This is a genomic window from Cryobacterium sp. Y82, from assembly GCF_002929495.1.
In the GTDB taxonomy this organism is placed as follows: domain Bacteria; phylum Actinomycetota; class Actinomycetes; order Actinomycetales; family Microbacteriaceae; genus Cryobacterium; species Cryobacterium serini.
The window spans coordinates 165,056-182,793 of sequence record NZ_PJJJ01000034.1 but is presented as its reverse complement, the minus strand read 5'-3'; the positions used below and the strand labels follow the sequence as shown (position 1 = coordinate 182,793).

General features: G+C 65.1%; 16 protein-coding genes. 5 read left to right on the top strand and 11 right to left on the bottom strand.

What is annotated here, in order from left to right:
- Window positions 1-57: 57 nt before the first annotated feature.
- From CXY70_RS11815 to CXY70_RS11790, 6 genes are all read right to left on the bottom strand, one after another.
- A complete protein-coding gene (locus CXY70_RS11815; protein WP_104192555.1) occupies window positions 58-411 on the bottom strand; it encodes a DUF488 domain-containing protein in 354 nt (117 codons plus the stop codon).
- A 9-nt stretch (window positions 412-420) separates the two neighbouring features.
- A complete protein-coding gene (narI, locus tag CXY70_RS11810) occupies window positions 421-1,179 on the bottom strand; it encodes a respiratory nitrate reductase subunit gamma (RefSeq protein WP_104192554.1) in 759 nt (252 codons plus the stop codon).
- Window positions 1,176-1,901, bottom strand: a complete 726-nt coding sequence (narJ, locus tag CXY70_RS11805) for a nitrate reductase molybdenum cofactor assembly chaperone (RefSeq protein WP_233205910.1) — start codon at window positions 1,899-1,901, stop codon at window positions 1,176-1,178. Before narJ ends, narI begins: the two co-directional genes overlap by 4 nt.
- On the bottom strand, window positions 1,898-3,565 hold the full coding sequence (narH, locus tag CXY70_RS11800; protein WP_104192553.1) for a nitrate reductase subunit beta: 1,668 nt from the start codon (window positions 3,563-3,565) through the stop codon (window positions 1,898-1,900). The genes narJ and narH overlap by 4 nt, the downstream gene beginning before the upstream one ends.
- Window positions 3,565-7,353, bottom strand: a complete 3,789-nt coding sequence (locus CXY70_RS11795; protein ID WP_104192552.1) for a nitrate reductase subunit alpha — start codon at window positions 7,351-7,353, stop codon at window positions 3,565-3,567. Before CXY70_RS11795 ends, narH begins: the two co-directional genes overlap by 1 nt.
- Before the next feature lie 145 nt (window positions 7,354-7,498).
- The gene (locus tag CXY70_RS11790; protein WP_158250972.1) at window positions 7,499-8,224 is read right to left on the bottom strand and encodes a metalloregulator ArsR/SmtB family transcription factor; all 726 of its coding nucleotides are present in this window, start codon (window positions 8,222-8,224) and stop codon (window positions 7,499-7,501) included.
- Between the two features lie 152 nt (window positions 8,225-8,376).
- Between CXY70_RS11790 and pdhA the strand changes: the two genes are divergently transcribed.
- The 4 genes from pdhA (at window position 8,377) to CXY70_RS11770 (ending at window position 12,496) form a co-directional block, all read left to right on the top strand.
- Window positions 8,377-9,453: a pyruvate dehydrogenase (acetyl-transferring) E1 component subunit alpha gene (gene pdhA, locus CXY70_RS11785; RefSeq protein ID WP_104192550.1), complete on the top strand. Its 1,077-nt coding sequence runs from the start codon at window positions 8,377-8,379 to the stop codon at window positions 9,451-9,453.
- Window positions 9,453-10,484, top strand: coding sequence for an alpha-ketoacid dehydrogenase subunit beta (locus CXY70_RS11780; protein WP_104192549.1), 1,032 nt, complete (start codon window positions 9,453-9,455; stop codon window positions 10,482-10,484). The genes pdhA and CXY70_RS11780 overlap by 1 nt, the downstream gene beginning before the upstream one ends.
- 9 nt (window positions 10,485-10,493) lie before the next feature.
- On the top strand, window positions 10,494-11,756 hold the full coding sequence (locus CXY70_RS11775; protein ID WP_199183424.1) for a dihydrolipoamide acetyltransferase family protein: 1,263 nt from the start codon (window positions 10,494-10,496) through the stop codon (window positions 11,754-11,756).
- Window positions 11,757-11,818: 62 nt separating this feature from the next.
- The gene (locus CXY70_RS11770) at window positions 11,819-12,496 is read left to right on the top strand and encodes a metalloregulator ArsR/SmtB family transcription factor (RefSeq protein WP_104192548.1); all 678 of its coding nucleotides are present in this window, start codon (window positions 11,819-11,821) and stop codon (window positions 12,494-12,496) included.
- Here the strand turns inward: CXY70_RS11770 and CXY70_RS11765 are convergent.
- Genes CXY70_RS11765 through CXY70_RS11755 form a run of 3 tightly spaced genes read right to left on the bottom strand, consistent with a single transcriptional unit; the run spans window position 12,493 to window position 14,820 of the window.
- Window positions 12,493-12,720: a ferrous iron transport protein A gene (locus CXY70_RS11765; RefSeq protein WP_104192547.1), complete on the bottom strand. Its 228-nt coding sequence runs from the start codon at window positions 12,718-12,720 to the stop codon at window positions 12,493-12,495. The genes CXY70_RS11770 and CXY70_RS11765 overlap by 4 nt on opposite strands.
- Window positions 12,717-13,415, bottom strand: a complete 699-nt coding sequence (locus CXY70_RS11760; RefSeq protein WP_104192546.1) for a TrkA family potassium uptake protein — start codon at window positions 13,413-13,415, stop codon at window positions 12,717-12,719. Before CXY70_RS11760 ends, CXY70_RS11765 begins: the two co-directional genes overlap by 4 nt.
- The gene (locus tag CXY70_RS11755) at window positions 13,408-14,820 is read right to left on the bottom strand and encodes a TrkH family potassium uptake protein (protein ID WP_104192545.1); all 1,413 of its coding nucleotides are present in this window, start codon (window positions 14,818-14,820) and stop codon (window positions 13,408-13,410) included. Before CXY70_RS11755 ends, CXY70_RS11760 begins: the two co-directional genes overlap by 8 nt.
- A 159-nt stretch (window positions 14,821-14,979) precedes the next feature.
- On the opposite strand from CXY70_RS11755, the gene CXY70_RS11750 reads away from it, so the two are divergent.
- Window positions 14,980-15,537, top strand: a complete 558-nt coding sequence (locus CXY70_RS11750; protein ID WP_104192544.1) for a hypothetical protein — start codon at window positions 14,980-14,982, stop codon at window positions 15,535-15,537.
- Window positions 15,538-15,583: 46 nt separating this feature from the next.
- On the opposite strand, the gene CXY70_RS11745 is transcribed toward CXY70_RS11750, so the two are convergent.
- Entirely contained in the window at window positions 15,584-16,969 is a 1,386-nt protein-coding gene (locus CXY70_RS11745; RefSeq protein ID WP_104192543.1) for an FAD-binding oxidoreductase, read from the bottom strand.
- Window positions 16,966-17,670, bottom strand: coding sequence for a phosphatase PAP2 family protein (locus CXY70_RS11740; protein ID WP_233205909.1), 705 nt, complete (start codon window positions 17,668-17,670; stop codon window positions 16,966-16,968). The genes CXY70_RS11745 and CXY70_RS11740 overlap by 4 nt, the downstream gene beginning before the upstream one ends.
- Window positions 17,671-17,738: the final 68 nt, after the last annotated feature.

Sequence of the window (17,738 nt, the reverse complement as noted above, 5' to 3'; positions counted from 1 at the left end):
GCCCCAAGGCGCAACGGGGGCACAGTATTCCTTCGAGCGGAATGTGACCGCGTGCGTCTACTTCTCCTGCAGGAATTTAGCGAGCACCCGAGCATGGTTCACCTGTGGGTCCTTGGCTCCATAGATCAAGGTCGTCACGCCGGCCGCGGCAAGCGCCCGAAGCTGCACGACGGCCGCCTGGGTCTCCGGATTGCCGTCGAGTTCGGCGCGGTACCGCACGGCGAACTCGTCCATACGCTTCGGGTCGTGCTTCCACCAGCTGCGCAGCCTGGGTGACGGCGCGACCTCTTTCAGCCACTCATCGAGCTCGGCGCTCTCCTTCGAGACACCGCGCGGCCAGAGTCGATCAACCAGCACCCGGCATCCATCGTCAGCGGATGCCGCCTCATACGCCCTCTTGATCCGCACCATAAAAAAAGACTACTTTCTCGAACGCTCCAGCGGGCGCTCGCTTTTCTCCCAGCCGCGGCGTGGCGAGCGCGATCCGGCACCACGAGGGTTGTCGCGGGAACGGTACACCACGTAGGGGCGCACGAGGTAGCCGAGCGGCGCCGAGAACACGTGCACCAGTCGGGTGAAGGGCCACAGCAGAAACAGAGCGGTCGCCGTGAGCACGTGCAGTTGAAAGAAGAACGGCACATCGCTCATGAGCGACGGGTCGGGCTGCAGGCTGTACAGTGAGCGGATCCAGGGTGAGATTGACCCTCGGTAGTCGTAGCCGCCACCGAAGATTTGGTACAGCACGGTGGCCGTCGTACCAAAGGTGATCGTACTGGCCAGGAACACGTACATGACCTTGTCCATCACCGTCGTGACCAGTAACACCCGTTTGGTCAGGCGACGCCGGTAGATCAGAATGGCGAGCCCGGCAACGGTGAGCACGGCCGCGAAACTGCCCAGCCAGGTGGCGCCGAGGTGGTACATGTGCTCGGTCACGCCGAAGAATTCCAGCCAGGGCTTGGGAATGAACAGGCCGACGATATGCCCGCCGATCACCATGAGGATGCCGTAGTGAAACATGGGCGACCCCCACCGCAGCAGCCGGTTCTCGTAAGTCTGGCTCGACCGCGAGGTCCAGCCGAACTGGTCGTAGCGGTAGCGCAGCAGGTGGCCGACCACGAACACGCCAGAAGCGGCATAGGGAAAGGCGACCCAGAGCAGATAATCCCAGGCGGTCATCGGCGTACTTCCTCATTTTCGTGCGCGGAAAACGGTTTCAGATTGCCGAGGTAGGTCATGCCGACCGTCTCGGTCGGCGGTCCCTCGTTCACGAGGTTGAGGTAGCGTTCGCGGGTCTCGTCGTCGATCACGGGCAACGACAGCGACACCGCCTCCACGACGCGGGCGTAGGGACTGTCGAACTTGGCGAGCGCCGTGCGCAAGACCTCGATGCCGTCCCGGTGCGCGGCGAGCAGTTCCTGCGCGATCGGGGAGTCCGACAGCGCCGAGAATTCCAGCACCATCGGCAGGTAGTCGGGCAGTTCGTCGGCATCCACCTGCCAGCCGGCCGCCCGGTAAGCTTCGACAAACCGCACCAGTGCCATACCGCGGCGGCGGGTATCGCCGGCCGCGTAATAGGTGAGGTACGGGCAGCACTTGCGTTTCAGGTCGAAGGTCGCGGTGAAGTGCGTTTCAAGCTGTTGCTCGCTGAGCGGGTTGACCGCCGTGAAGAACGCTGCAAAGCTGCGGCGCAGCTCGCCGGGCAGATCCGCAACGGATGCCTCCACCAGCGAAAACTGCGCCCGCCGCTCGGGCGTGGGGTAGTCGAGCAGAATCGATGCCGCCATGTGCGCGATCACCCCCTGCTCGGGCGTCAGCGGAACGGCCGCGATTGCTCGCGGAGCCGTCTTAGGCGCCCGAAAGCCGAAGTTCATCCGTGCGTTGAGGGTGCCGACACTCATGCGGGGCTCCCTGCATCCGCTATCGGCGGGAACATACCCTGGGGCGCTCCATTACCGTTCCAGTTGAGCAGGTTGACCCGGCCCGGGGTGGTCGGCGCGGTCGCACTTGGGCGCCCGGTCATCGTGTTGTAGTTGTCGACCGTGGCGCCGAGCGGCATGCCGACGGTATTGCCGTATGGGCCACTGTGCCCGGCAGAGCCTGGCCCGCCCATGCCGGGGCCGCCGTCGGTGTCGAGCGAGCAGCCGAGCTCTTCGAGCTCCCGTGCGGTCTCGACGTGGGCCTTGGGAATGACGTAGCGGTCTTCGTACTTGGCGATGGCCAGCAGCCGGTACATGGCCTGGATGGTCTCACCGGTCATGCCGACCGCGTTCGGGATGCGCTCGTCGGGCTCGTTGCCGAGGTTGATGTCACGCATATAGGCGCGCATCGCGGCGAGCTTGCGCAGCGACAGCTCGACCGGAACGACGTCGCCGGCCGAGAACAGTCCGGCGAGGTATTCCACCGGGATGCGCAGCTTGTCGATCGCGGCGAACAGGGTGCGGGCGTCTTCCCCGTCGCTACCCGAGTTGCTCACGACGTCGACCACCGGGGAGAGTGGGGGGATGTACCAGACCATCGGCATGGTGCGGTATTCCGGGTGCAGCGGCAGGGCGATCTCGTACTCGGAGATGAGCTTGTAGATGGGGCTGTTCTGGGCGGCTTCGATCCAGTCATCGGCCATGCCCTCCGCCTTGGCTGCGGCGATGACCTCGGGGTCGAACGGGTCGAGAAAGCAGGCGCGCTGGGCGCCCTGCAGGTCCTGATCATTTTCGATCGAGGCCGCAGCGAGCACCGCGTCGGCGTCGTAGAGCATGAGACCCAGGTAGCGCAGGCGTCCGACACAGGTTTCGGAGCAGATGGTGGGCTTACCCTGCTCGATCAACGGGTAGCAGAGCGTGCACTTCTCGGCCTTGCCTGTTTTGTGGTTGAAGTACACCTTCTTATAGGGGCAGGCGGAGACGCACATGCGCCAGCCGCGGCATCCGTCTTCGTCCACGAGCACGATGCCGTCTTCTTCACGCTTATACATGGCACCGGACGGGCAGGCCGCGACGCAGGCGGGGTTGAGGCAGTGCTCGCAGATACGCGGCAGGTAGAACATGAAGGTCTCTTCGAACTCCATCTTCACGTGCTCGCTCATCGTGGCGAGAATCGGGTCCTGCGCGGCAGTTTCCTGCGAGCCGCCGAGGTTGTCGTCCCAGTTGCCTGACCACTTGATGTCCATATCGTGGCCGGTCAGGAGCGACTTCGGGCGTGCGACCGGGCTTTGGGTGCCGGCCGGGGCGGTGGTGAGCATGTCGTAGTCGTAGGTCCACGGCTCGTAATAGTCGTCGATTTGCGGCAGGTTGGGGTTGTTGAAGATCTGCGAGAGCTTCTTCAGCCGCCCGCCGGCCTTTAGCTGCAGGCGGCCGCGCTTGTTACGCACCCAGCCGCCCTTCCACTTCTCCTGGTTTTCGTATTCGCGCGGGTAGCCGATGCCGGGCCGCGTCTCCACATTGTTGAACCAGGCGTACTCGACACCGGTGCGGTTGGTCCACACCTGCTTGCAGGTGACGGAGCAGGTGTGACACCCGATGCACTTGTCGAGGTTCATAATCATCGACATCTGGGCCATAACACGCATTAGTAGTCCACTTTCTGGCTGCGACGACGAATCACGGTGACCTCGTCGCGTTGGTTCCCGGTCGGGCCGAGGTAGTTGAAGGCGAAGGACAGCTGGGCGTAGCCGCCGATCAGGTGAGACGGTTTCAAGAGGATGCGGGTGAGCGAGTTGTTGGTGCCACCGCGCATACCGCTGGTTTCAGCGACCGGCACGTTGATGGTGCGGTCCTTCGCGTGGTACATGTACACGGTGCCTTCCGGCATGCGGTGCGAGACGATTGCTCGCGCCACGACGACGCCGTTGCGGTTGTACGACTCGATCCACTCGTTGTCGCGCACGCCGATCTTGTCGGCGTCCTGCGGGCTCATCCAGATGGTCGGCCCGCCACGCGAGAGCGAGAGCATGAGCAGGTTGTCCTGATATTCGGAGTGGATCGACCACTTCGAGTGCGGGGTCAGGTAGCGCACGGCGACCTCGGCATGCCCGGCAGAGCCCGTCGCCCCGGTCGCGGTCGTGGCGCCGACGATCGAGTCGTCGAACAACCGGTGCATGTCCAGCGGCGGCCGAAAAATGGGCAGCTGCTCGCCCAGTTCGATCATCCAGTCGTGGTCGAGGTAGAAGTGCTGACGGCCGGTGAGGGTGTGCCAGGGCTTCAGGTGCTCGACGTTGATGGTGAAGGCGCTGTAGCGGCGACCACCATGCTCGGAGCCGGACCATTCCGGGGAGGTGAGCACCGGAACCGGCGCGCCCTGAACATCCGGGTAGCTGAATCGGCGACCCTCGTTGTCGCTGGCCAGTTGGGCCAGCTTGACGCCGGTGCGTTCCTCGAGCTGCCGAAAGCCCTGGGTGCCGAGGCGGCCGTTGGTGGTGCCCGAGAGGGCAAGGACCATTTCGCAGGCGTGAATCGCCGTCGACAGGCGCGGGCGGCCAGCGGCCGGCCCACTGGGCACCAGGCCGTTCTTCTTACCGAGGTAGGCGACCTCTACGTCGGGGTTAAATTTCACGCCCTTGGTGACCATGCCGAGTTTTTCGGTGAGCGGTCCGAGCGCGCCGAGCTGCGCGGCGAAAGCCGGATAATCCCGTTCGACGACGACGAGCTTCGGCATGGTGACCCCGGGAATGAGCGGCTGGTCGTTCAGCACGGTGCCGTGCGGGGTGGCCATGCCGTCTGGGGTGTCGTGCTGCAGGGGAGCAGCGACCAGGTCCTTACGCTTACCGAGGTGAGTCACCGACATCTCTGAGATCTTCGCGGCGAGCACGTGAAAGATGTCGAAGTCGGTCTTCGACTGCCACGGCGGCGCGATGGCCGGGTTGAACGAGTGAATAAACGGATGCATGTCCGTTGTCGAGAGATCGTTCTTCTCATACCAGGTGGCCGGCGGCAAGACCACGTCGCTGTAAATAGTCGTCGACGTCATGCGGAAATCGCTCGTGACCATGAGGTCGAGCTTGCCCTCCGGCGCGCTCTCATGCCATTTCATGGTTTTCGGGCGGCGAGCCGGCATCGATTCGACGGCGCGCACCGCGGAGGGCGCCCCGAGCAGGTGCTTGAGGAAATACTCGTTGCCCTTGCCCGAGGAGCCGAGCACGTTGGCCCGCCACACCACGAGCACGCGCGGAAAGTTCTCGGGGGCGTCGGGGTCTTCGCAGGAGAACTCGAGCGAACCGTCCCTGAGCGAATCAACGACGTATTCGGCCGGTTCGACGCCCGCAGCGGTCGCATCGTCGACCAGGTCGAGCGAGTTGCGGTTGAAGGTGGGATAGCTGGGCATCCAGCCGCGTTTGGCCGATTCGACCATGGTGTCCGCGGTGGTGCGTCCCTTGAATATCCCGGTGCCGAGCGGGCTCGCCAGGGTGTCGGCGCTGAGGCCGTCATAGCGCCACTGGTCGGTGGCGAGGTAGAAGAACCCGGTGCCGATCATCTGGCGCGGCGGGCGCACCCAGTCCAGGCCGAACGCATACTGGCCGTAGCCGGTGAGCGGGCGCACCTTCTCCTGGCCGACATAGTGGGCCCAGCCGCCGCCGTTCACGCCCTGGCAGCCGGTCATGGTGGTGAGCGCGAGAAACGCACGGTAGATGGTGTCGGAGTGGAACCAGTGGTTGGTGCCCGCGCCCATCAGAATCATCGACCGGCCCTGCGAGTCCTCGGCGTTCTGCGCAAATTCACGACCGATACGCGCGGCGGCCTGCCACGGCACCGAGGTGATCTCTTCCTGCCAGGCCGGGGTGCCCGGCGTCGACGCGTCATCATAACCGGTGGGCCACTCACCCGGAAGTCCGTCGCGGCCGACACCGTACTGCGCGAGCAGCAGGTCGAATACCGTCGTCACCAGCACACCGGCGACGACGCGAACGGGCACGCCGCGGCGCACGATTCCGGCCGCTCCAGCGTGCTGTTGACCCGCAGTATCGTGCTCGGCGTCGGGCGTGATGTCGAAGCGGGGCAGGTCGATCGCCACTGCGCGCCCGTCGTAGTCGGGGGCATCCGCTATGGAGAGCAGCGGGTCGCGGCCCTCGAGGTCGAGGTTCCACTTGCCCTTGTCGGCCTCGCTGAACCGGTGACCGATCGAACCGTTCGGCACGAACGGTTCGGCGTTCTCGTCGAGCATGACGGTCTTGAAGGCGGCGCTCGACACGGATGCGTCGGTGCCGGGCAGCGCGTCGGCCGTCAGAAACTTGCCGGGGACCCAGGCGTCCTGGCGCGGGGTGAGAGCGATCAGGTAGGACGAGTCGCTGAATTTCTTCATGTACTCGACGAAACGCGGGGTGCGGCGGTCGACCAGGAATTCCTTGAGCACGACGTGGCCCATGGCGAGGGCGAGGGCGCCGTCGGTGCCTGGATGCGCGGCGAGCCATTCGTCGGCGAACTTGGAATTGTCGGCGTAGTCGGGCGAAACGGTGACGACCTTCTGGCCGCGGTAGCGGGCTTCGACCATGAAGTGTGCGTCGGGGGTGCGGGTGACGGGAACGTTGGAGCCCCACATGATGAGGTAGCTCGAGTTCCACCAGTCGGCCGATTCGGGTACGTCGGTTTGGTCGCCGAACACCTGCGGGCTGGCCACCGGCAGGTCGGCATACCAGTCATAGAACGAGAGCATGGTGCCGCCGAGCAGCGAGATGAAGCGGTTACCGACACCCTGCGACACGATCGACATGGCCGGAATCGGGCTGAAGCCCACGACCCGGTCCGGGCCGTACTTTTTGATGGTGTGCACGTGGGCGGCAGCGACGATTTCGGCGGCCTCATCCCAGCTTGCCCGCACCAGTCCGCCCTGGCCGCGGGCGCTCTTGTACTGCCGTGCGGTCTCGGGGTTACCGGTGATCTCCGCCCAGGCCAGCACGGGGTCGCCCAGGCGGGCCTTCGCTTCGCGGAAGAGGTTTAGCAGTACGCCGCGCACGTAGGGGTAGCGCACCCTAGTGGGCGAGTAGGTGTACCAGCTGAACGCTGCACCGCGGGGGCAGCCGCGGGGTTCGTATTCGGGGCTGTCCGGGCCGACACTGGGATAGTCGGTCTGCTGGGTCTCCCAGGTGATGATGCCGTCTTTGACGTACACCTTCCACGAGCAGCTGCCGGTGCAGTTCACGCCGTGGGTGCTGCGCACCTCTTTGTCGTGGGTCCAGCGGTCACGGTAGAACGAGTCAGCGGCGCGACCGCCGTTCTTGAACACGCTGCGCAGGTCTTCGCTGGTTTCACCGCGGCGCAGAAAACGGCCGAGCTTGATCAGTGAGTCGGCGACCGGACCGTCGGTGCCTGGCTTGGTCGCGGCGCTGGTTGAAACGCTGGTGCTGGTGTTTGTGCGCTTTTTCACGGCTGTCCCTTACCTGCCGGGGAGTGCCGCTGCGGCACTCACCCTCGAAATAAGCTTTGCCGCTGGGCAAAAGGGCTACAACCGCGAAATGCCGTTAATAATGTTTTGCCCGGGCGCATAACTCCTGCAAATCGCGAGCCGCCAGTTAGTGTGTCGCGCGATTCCGGGGTTGAGCGCGCGATGCCGCAGAAATTGCAGGAGTTATGCCCTGAGCGCGCCCAGCAGGCACGTCGTCGGCTGGAGCGGACATGGCTACCACGTCGATCACGCACAGGTGCGGGGCGTCGATAAGGTTCAGGCCCACGGCTCGTAGCGGGCCGTCGGCCTGCTCGAGCACTCCCTGAATCAAGCGATAGTGCACGCCGCAGACCTCGGGGTGTTCCTTGACCATCTCGGAGTATGGGCAGTCATGCAGGTTGAGTTGTTCGCGGTTCGCGGCGATGCTGGCGTCGAAGCCGGCCTGGTCGAGGTGGTCGTCGAGCGCATCGAGCTGCCGTTGCGCAGCCGAACCGGAGCAGCCAGCCAGCCTCTGCCCGGCGGGCAGCAGCGGCAGCATCCGTCGCAGCTGGTCGGCACGCTCCTGTGCCGCCTCGATCTTTCGGCTGCGAATCGACCCCAGCTCGGTGCTGGCTCCGTCCGCTGCGCTGTACAGCATCTTGGGACGACCCTTGCTGTCGCGCGTCTCGGGCGCGCAGGTTACGAAACCTTCGTTGATCAGGCGGTCGAGGTGTTCGCGGGCCGTGTTGTGGTGCAGGCCGGCGGCTTCGGCGAGGTCGTTCACGGTCATCGTTCCGCGGCTTTGCAACTGGTAGAGCAGGTTCATGCGGCTCAGACTGGCGAGCGTTTTGTAACTCGGGGGTTGGGCGGCCATGACTCTATTATGGGCTCTCATGCTGAGCGGCAGCAGAATCGGTCAGTTTCTCGCTCTCTCCCCGCAGATCCTTCCGCTGCACGGTCAGAAAAGAAAATATTCAGCACACGGTATTAGTCTTGTCAAACGAAGCACGCAGGAAGTGGGATCACATGGCGGCAAAAGCCCGCACGCGACCGGAGTCAGCAGTCGAGTCCACGGGCGGAGAACCCGCCGACACTCTGCGTGACTATTACGAAAAGATGTCGTTGGTACGAGCCTTCGAGTTGCGCTCCAGCGAGATGTATGCCCGGGCCAAGGTCGGCGGCTACTGCCACTTGAACCTTGGCGAAGAAGCCACGGTGGTCGGCCTGATGGCCGCTATCGAGGCCCGTGATTATCTGTTCACCGGCTATCGCGACCACGGCTATGCGCTGCTGCGCGGGTTGTCGCCCGATCGGGTCATGGCCGAACTGTTCGGTAAAGTCACCGGCGTCTCGGGCGGACGCGGCGGCTCGATGCACCTGTTCGACGCTGAAACGCGCCTGCTCGGCGGCTATGGCATCGTCGGCGGGCAAATTCCCCCGGCGACCGGCGCCGCGCTCGCTTTGAAAAATCAGGAAGTGGCTGGCCCCGACGCTGCGGCCGTGATGTGCCTGCTCGGTGACGGCACCACCAACATTGGCGCGTTCCACGAATCGCTCAACCTGGCCGGGCTGTGGAAACTTCCGATTGTCTACGTGATCGTCAACAACGGCCTCGGCATGGGAACAACCGTCGAGAAAGCATCCGCTGAACCGGAACTGTACAAGCGCGCCGCGTCGTACCGCATGCCCGGCGTGCGGGTCGACGGCGACGACGTTCTTGCCGTGCGCGACGCCGCCCGCGATGCACTCCGGCAGGCCCGCGAGTCGCGCCAGCCGGTGCTGCTCGAGGTCATGTGCTACCGGTTACGCGGCCACTCCGTGGTCGACCCGGCCCGCTACCGCTCGAGCGAAGACACGACCATCGCCCAGCAGTCCGACCCGGTACCGAGCTTTCGCGCCAAGCTGATCGCCGCCGGCGTGTTCAGCGAAACGGATGCCGCCGCCATCGACGAGGCCGCCGACGTGCGGGTCTCCGAGGCGGTCGTTTTCGCCGACGAGAGCCCAGAGCCCGACGTTGATGACCTGTTCAAATATGTATACGCGACGGCGGTGGCAAATATGCCCGCCGCTTTGCCCGGAGAACCCGTTATGGACGCACTGTGATGACTGAAATCGTGAACACCGAAGTAGCCACCACCCGCACGATCACCTACCGCCAGGCGCTCAACGAAACTTTGCGCGCCGAGCTTGAACGTGACGACAAGGTCTTCCTCATCGGTGAAGAGATCGGCATTTTCGAGGGGTCGTATAAGATCACTGCCGGACTGCTCGAAGATTTTGGACCCGATCGCGTGCTCGACGCCCCGATCGCCGAAGAAGGTTTCGTGGGCGCAGCCCTCGGGGCCGCGATGCTCGGCATGCGCCCAGTGGTCGAGATCATGACCATCAACTTCAGCCTCATCGCGATCGACCAGATCGTGAACCACGCGGCCAAGATGCGGTCGATGTTTGCCGGCCAGGTCTCCATTCCACTGGTCATCCGCATGCCCGGTGGCGGTGGGCAGCAGCTTGCCGCGACCCACTCGCAGAACCTCGAGGTCTGGTACGCGCACATTCCGGGACTCAAGGTGGTCGCCCCGTCGACCCCGGCCGACGCCAAGGCGCTCCTCACCGCTGCCATTCGCGACGACGACCCGGTGATCTTCTTAGAGAACCTTTCGCTCTATAGCGCCAAGGGTGAAGTTCCCGACGGCGAGCAGATCGCCGAGATCGGCAAGGCCGCTGTCGTCAAGACCGGCACCGACCTCACCATCGTGAGCTACTCGCGCGGCACCACGACCGCCCTCGAGGTGGCTCGCCAGCTCGAAGCCGAGGGCCTGTCGATCGAGGTTGTCGACCTCCGCAGCCTGCGGCCGCTCGACCGCGACACCATCTGCGCCTCGGTGAAGAAGACCGGCCACGCTGTCGTCTTCGAAGATGACTGGCTCAGCTACGGCATCGGCGCCGAGATCTCGGCGACCATCGGCGAGGGAGTCTTCGACTTTCTCGACGCCCCGGTGCGTCGCGTCGCCGCCGCCGAGGTGCCGCTCCCCTACGCAAAATCCCTCGAGAAGGCCGCCCTGCCCAGCGCCGCCGACCTCGCCAAGGTCGTGCGCGAGGTACTCAATATTTCATCTACCCCGAACGACAACTAGGAGCCGGCCATGCCCGACGTCATTATGCCCCGTCTCTCCGACACCATGGAGGAGGGCGAACTCAGTCGCTGGATGAAGCAGGTCGGCGACGAGATTCACAAGGGCGACGTACTCGCCGAAATCGAAACCGACAAGGCCACGATGGACCTCGAAGCCTTCGACAACGGCATTCTTGAGCAGTTGCTCGTCGTGGCCGGGGAACTCGTACCGATCGGTGCACCGGTCGCGCGCATCGGAGACGGCAGCAACATCGTCGCTGAAGGCGCAGCTCCGGCAGCGGCCCCTGTGGCTGTCCCAACAACACCCGCAGCGACTCCCGCAGCGACTCCCACAGCAACACCCCCGACGGATGCCCCCACGCCCACGGCAACCCAGACGGGTGAACTGCGCACCTCGCCGCTGGCCCGCAAAATCGGCCGCGAGCACGGTATCGACCTGCACGCCATCGTCGGCACCGGGCCGCAGGGCCGCATCACCCGCACCGACGTCGACCGGGCAATCGTAGCCCAGGAGGCCACAGCATCCGCTGCCTCGACAGCGCCTCGGGCCGCAGCGCCGGCCCAGCCCGCACCGGCCGCCGTTTCGACCGACTCCGTCTCCGTGCCCGTCAGCCGCATTCGCGCCGTCACGGCCCGCCGGCTCACCGAGAGCCAGGCCGTTCCGCACTTCTTCCTCACCAGCGTCGTCAACGTTGAACGCCTCGTCGCTTTCCGCGCCGACGTCAACGAGTCGCTCGCCGCGCTCGGCACCAAGGTCAGCCTGAACGACCTGTTCGTGCGCGCCAGTGCGGTCGCGCTGCGCGCGCACCCGGAAGTCAACGCGTCCTGGGGCGACGGCGTCATCCTGCGCCACAACCATGTCAACGTCGGCGTCGCCGTCGCGACCGATGACGGTCTGCTTGTTCCCGTCGTCACCGATGCCGACCAGAAGTCGCTCGGCGCCATCGCCACCGAAACCCGCGCCCTGGCCGGTCTCGCCCGCACCGGCAGTCTGTCCCTCGCGCAGATGTCGGGGGGAACCTTCACCATCAGCAACCTCGGCATGTTCGGCATCGACTCCTTCACCGCCGTGTTGAACCCGCCAGAAGCCGGTATCCTGGCAATCGGCGCGGCGAGCGACGTACCCGCAGTGCGGGACGGCGTTCTCGTGACGGTGCCGACGGTGAAGATCACCCTGACCGTTGACCATCGAGTACTCGACGGTGCCGTCGCCGCAGCGTTCCTTCGCGATCTCACCACCCTGCTCGAAGAGCCGCTGCGCATCGTCATCTAGCCTGCCCGCCCTGCGGGATTAAAAGTATGCGACTGCTCACAAATCCGGGTTAGTCTCATAGGGTGAACTCCGAAGAACGCACCCCCGCCTGGCATGCCGCGCTGGCATCGCCGGTCCGGCGCAGCGTGCTCGAGTTTCTGGCCGCTTCCAGTGAACCGCTTGATGCGGCTGCCGTTGCCGACCGGATGAATCTGCACGTCACCACTGCCCGGTTCCACCTCGACCAGCTCCTGGCCGCGCGGCTCATCGAACGAGAACCCGTACGGTCCGGCCAGCGCGGTCGGCCACGCATCCGCTTCACCGCCGTCACGGCTGCTCGCGGTGACACCCGCGATCAGCTCGGCCATGCCCTCGCCGGAGTGCTCGCCGAGGACGACGACGGCGGCCGGGCCCGGGCTATCCGGGCCGGCGAGAAGTGGTCGGAGGCCTTCACCGGTGGCCTCGCAGCTTCGACTGGAGCGGGCCCCGCCCCGCTGGTCGAGCTCCTCGACCAGCTCGAATTCGCCCCCGAACTCGATGCGGCCCAGCAATCGATCGCGCTCACGGCCTGTCCGTTTCGCGAGGCCGCCCGAGAAAACCCGGGCGTGGTCTGCGCCGTACACCTCGGGCTCATCCAGCGGGTGGCGCGCACGCTCGGCCACGACGACAGCGCGGTAGAACTGCGCCCCTTCGTCGGCCCGCACCTCTGCGTCGTCAACCTCGGCAGTGACTGGGATGCCGCTCCCCAAGACCCGAGCTAGGTCCGTCGCGGTCGTGGCTGTGGCGCCGGCGGCACTGCCTTAGCGGCCACAACGTCGGCCATCGCGAGCGTAACCAGTCCCCGCTTGGTCTCCACCGACACGGATGCCGCGCTGCGGCCGCGCAGAAACCCGAGCGCATCGGTATACCCACCCGGGATGCGCGTGCGCACGACGACTCGGGTGCCGAGCGGGGCATCCGCAAGAAAAGCGAAAGGGGAACTCATCGCATCAGGCTGTATTCTTCGACCCGCGCCGACTCTCCGGCGATGAGAATGATGTCGCCGTCTTCGATCACGGTATCGAGCGAGGTGTAGCTCCAACCGGCACCGGGGCGGTGAAACGCGGTGACGGTAATGCCGTAGCGGGCACGCACCTTGGCCTGACCGAGGGGGACGCCGATGAGCGCGCGCGGCGGAGCCGTTTTGACCAGCGCGAAGTTCTCGCCGATCTCGATGTAGTCCTGCATGGCGCCGCGCACCAAGTGGGCAACCCGCTTCCCCATGTCTTTCTCCGGGTAGATGACATGGTTGACGCCGAGCTGGGTGAGAATTTCGCCGTGCGGGTCGCTGACGGCTTTGGCCCAGATGTTCGCGATGCCCAGTTTCAGCAGCAGCGAAGCGGTCAGGATGTTCGCCTGAATATCGCCGCCGATCGCCACGACCACGCTCGAGAAGTCGGGCACCGACAGCTCCCGCAGCGTTGCCTCCTTGGTGGAGTCGGCACGCACCACATGAGTGAGCAGCCGGTTGTGCATCTGCACCACCTCTTCGTCCCCATCGATGCCGAGCACCTCGGTACCACTGTTCATGAGTTCAAGGGCGAGCGCGCTGCCAAACCGGCCGAGACCGATCACGACGACCGATTCAGCTTCGGCGAGGCGCGCTGGGTCGCTACGCCCGAACAACGAATATTTAGCCAATGATCGGCCTTTCCTTGGGAAGTTCGTAGGTGTTGTGGCGCTCGCGCAGGGCGATGGCCGACGCGAAGGTGATCGGGCCGAGACGACCGATGAACATGAGCAGAATCAGGATGACCTGCCCGCCCCAGGGCAGCCCCGCAGTGATCCCGGTCGATAGTCCCACCGTCGCAAAAGCAGAGATCGTCTCGAACAACAGGGCATCCAGAGAGATGTCCGTCATGAGCATCAACGCTGTCGTCGCGGCGATGATGACACCGACGGCCAGTAGCGCGATCGTGATGGCCTCTCGGTGTACCGCCCGGGATAGGCGCTTGCCGAACACGTTGACGGCAACCTGGCCGCGCACCTCGGTCCAGATAATGAAGAACAACACGGCGAACGTCGTGATCTTGATGCCACCGGCGGTGCCGGCCGGACCGCCACCGATGAGCATCAGAATGTCCATGCCGAGAAGGGTGGCGGAGTCGAGCTGGCCGATGTCGACGCTGTTGAAACCGGCGGTGCGGGTCTGCACCGCTTGAAAGAATCCGGCCAGTAGTTTGCCCGGCCCATCCAGCGGGCCGAGCGTATTCGGATTCGACCATTCGACGGCGGTGATATATGCCGTTCCGAGAACGAGCAGCACGAGTGTGCCGGCTACCACGATGCGGGTATTCATAGTCCAGGTCCGAATCGACCATGCGCGCTGTAAGCAGTGCCGAGGATTCCGCCCCGGTTGCCTCAGCTGCCGCCACAGCTGCACGATCACCGGAAAGCCGAGGCCTCCAAGAATAACCGCGGCGGCAATCGGCAGGCAGATCCAGGCATCCGTTGCATACCCCATGAGATTGTCGCTGAACAGGGCGAAGCCGGCATTGTTGAAGCCCGACACCGAGTGGAACACCCCCAGCCAGATGGCCCGGCCGACGGGCTCGCCGTAGCCGAACATGAAGCGCAGCGCGAGCAGCATCGCCACGGTGACCTCGATGGCGAGCGAGATACGCACGACGCCGAGCACCAGTCCTTTCACGTCTGCGAGACCGACGCTCTTGGTTTCGGCGGCGGCCGTGATGCGCGAGCGCAGGGAGAGCTTACGGGCGATCGCGAGCCCGACGACCGAAGCGAAAGACATGATGCCGAACCCGCCGATTTGAATCAACAGCAGAATTACGACCTGACCAAACGGTGTCCAGTACACCGCCGTATCGACGACGGTCAGCCCGGTGACGCACACGGCGCTCGTCGCGGTGAACAGGGCCTCCAGAAACGATGCGCCGCCCGGCCCGACCCGGGCGTTCGGCAGCATCAACAGCGCCGTGCCGCCGAGAATGGTCAGGGCGAAGCCGGAAACGACGACCTGCGCCGGATGCAGCCGGTGCCGCTTCGTTGTGTTGCCGCGTTCGCGGATGATGGCCCGTGAGTGCACGGAGCCAACTCTACGCCGGGCGCGCTCCCCGCGGATTACCCCTGATTCGTCGATGAAAAAAACTACTCGCTCTGGACAGATTCGTCTACCCCCTCGAATTAGCAGCGCGATACATGGTCGATGTACGGGATACTCAACCTGAGGGGTGAAACGAATCACATGATGCGCGAGGGGTCTGAGCCGGCTGTTCGGCATGTTTTGCGCCCGCGGCGCAAGCTGGTTGCGCGGTCGATTATCGCTGCACTGTCGTTGCTGGTCCCGGTTTTGATCGTGCTGTATTGGCTCACTATCCCTCGCGACACCTGGATCTTTGTTGCTGCCGTCCAGTTCGGTCTGACCATTCTCGGCGTGATCGCGGTACTCGAAGCCCGCAAAGTGTGCGTGACCGTGACGGCTGGGCGCTTGGAAAGCCGAAACCTGCTGGGCCGCGTGACCACCTTTGGCACGGCTGAAATTGCCAGCGTCGTGCTCGTCGATCTGTATCAGAGCGGAATGGTCGATACCCTCCCTCATCTGTACCTGCTGGACTCCGCCGGCGATGTGCTGCTCCGCCTGCGGGGCCAGGTCTGGCCCCGCTCCGGTCTGGAGAACATCATCGACACTCTCGGGGTGACCGTGCTGCGACCACCGGACCCGCTCACCGTGGCCGAACTGGGGCGACTCCGCCCGCAGCTGGTGCATGGCTGGACTCGACACGCCGCTCGTCTGGGAATCTAGTACCCCACGCACGCTTCCCCGGCGACTTCCGGGCCCGTTTGGTCGGCTAGTGTCCCCGACCCGACACGACGTCGGCCACGCGCGCGAGCGGTGACGTGGTGCGACGCCCGGCAAGCTCGGCTCGATCGGCCAGTGAATAGGCGCGGTAGAGGGCGGTGACGGCGAGCCAACGCAACGGCTCGGGTTCCCAGGCTCGTACCCGGTGGTTGACCCAGGGCAGAGCTACGAGGCCGCTGTCTCGACCGAGGATCAGATCGGTCAGAGTGCGTCCGGCCAGATTCGTGGTGGCCACGCCGGTGCCCACGTAGCCGCCGGCCCAGGCCAGTCCGGTCTGCGGGTCGAGACCCACGGTCGCAGCCCAGTCTCGCGGCACGCCGAGCACACCAGACCAGGCATGGTCGACGCGTGCTTTGGCCGTCGCCGGAAAGAATCGCACCAGAATTTCGCGCAGCGCGTCGATGGTGACCTGCGGGGTCTGGCCGTCGGCATCCGTCTGGGAACCAAATCGGTACGGCACGCCGCGTCCGCCGATGGCGATGCGGTCGTCGCTCGTGCGTTGCGCGTACATGTAGGCGTGTGCCATGTCGCCGAGGGTTTCCCGGCCCGACCAGCCGATGCTCTCCCAAACGGATGCCGCGAGCGGCTCCGTCGCGATCAGCGACGAGTTCATGGGCAGCCACGTTCGGTGCAGCCCTTTGAGGCTGGTCGTGAATCCCTCTGTTGCGCGCACAACAAACGAAGCGTCGACGGTTCCGGCCGTGGTCACTGCCCGATGCGGCGCGATCTCACTCACCGGGGTGTTTTCGTAGATCTCCACGCCGAGGGACACAACCGTGCGGGCCAGTCCGGCGACGAGTGCGGCGGGGTTGATGCGGGCGCAGTGCGGATGCCACATTCCGCCGGTGGTGCCCGCCACGTTGATGCGGTTTTGCGCCGCGGTTTTCGAGAGCAATTCAACGTCGGTGTGCGCCCACGACTGCTCGGCGCGGGCGACCTGCTCCAGCCGACGCTGTTGCGCCGGGTCGTAGGCCACCGTGAACTCACCGCCCTTGACGATTCCAGCGTCAATGCCCTCGAGGACCGCCACCCGGATGACCTCATCGACCGTGTCGTTCATGGCGGCTTGAAACTGTTCGGCGGCGGGGCGACCATGGCTGTTCACGTATTGCTCGCGGCCGCCGGTGACCGAGTTGGTCAGCCAGCCGCCGTTCCGGCCGGAGGCGCCGAAGCCGGCAAAGCGCGCCTCTAATACGACGACCCGCAGCTGCGGTGCCGCCTTCTTGAGGTAGTAGGCCGTCCACAGTCCGGTGTATCCGGCGCCGACGATGACGACATCGGCTCGCGTCGATCCGGGCAGGGGCGCGCGCGGGGCTGACCGACCGAGCTGGTCCCACCAGAACGACACCTCACCGTTGCGCCGGACTTTCGTCACGACCTGGCTTCTTTCTGTCTCTGCCGTTCGAGTCGACGCCGGGCGGCGAGGTCCCGTTCGCCATCGAGTTTGGCGGCGACCGGAGCCCACAGCACGATGGCGACACCAGCGCCGAGCAATAACCCGCCGATGGTGTCGGTGAGCCAGTGCACTCCCAAGTAGGTGCGGCTGAGCAGCATCACGATCGTGTATATGGCGCCGGCGAGCGCCACCCAGAGCCGCGGAAAGATGATGGCGAGGCACACCGCCATGGTAGCGGCATTGGCGACATGGCCAGAAGGAAACGACCCGAAATCAGACATGACCAGCATGTCTTCAGGGCGGGCCCGTCCAAAGACCTGTTTGAGCAGCTGCACGAAGCCCGCACTCAGCACCGTGGCCACGAGGTAATACCCGGCTGCCCACGGCCGTTTGATCAGCACGATCACGAGGATGATAAGGAGCGGCACGATCAGAACGCCGAACAGGCCGCCGCCGAGCGCGTTCATGAACAGCGACGGAATTTCCCAGATCGGTGAGCGGTGCTCGACGATTTCGCCCATCCACTCGGTGTCAACCTCGAGGACGACGCCGTTGGCCCGCACGACCACAACGAGGCCGAGGAGGGCGGCCAACGCCATGGCGGAGATCCCGCTGACGACAGGCCAGCGACGGGAAATGCGGCGAGCTTTGGGGTCTGCGGCGCGTTCCGGGTTAGTCATCTCGCCATCGTAGAGGAGCGGCCCGCAATCGGACCCCGGCGTGCCATCGCCCTGGCGTCACACCATGG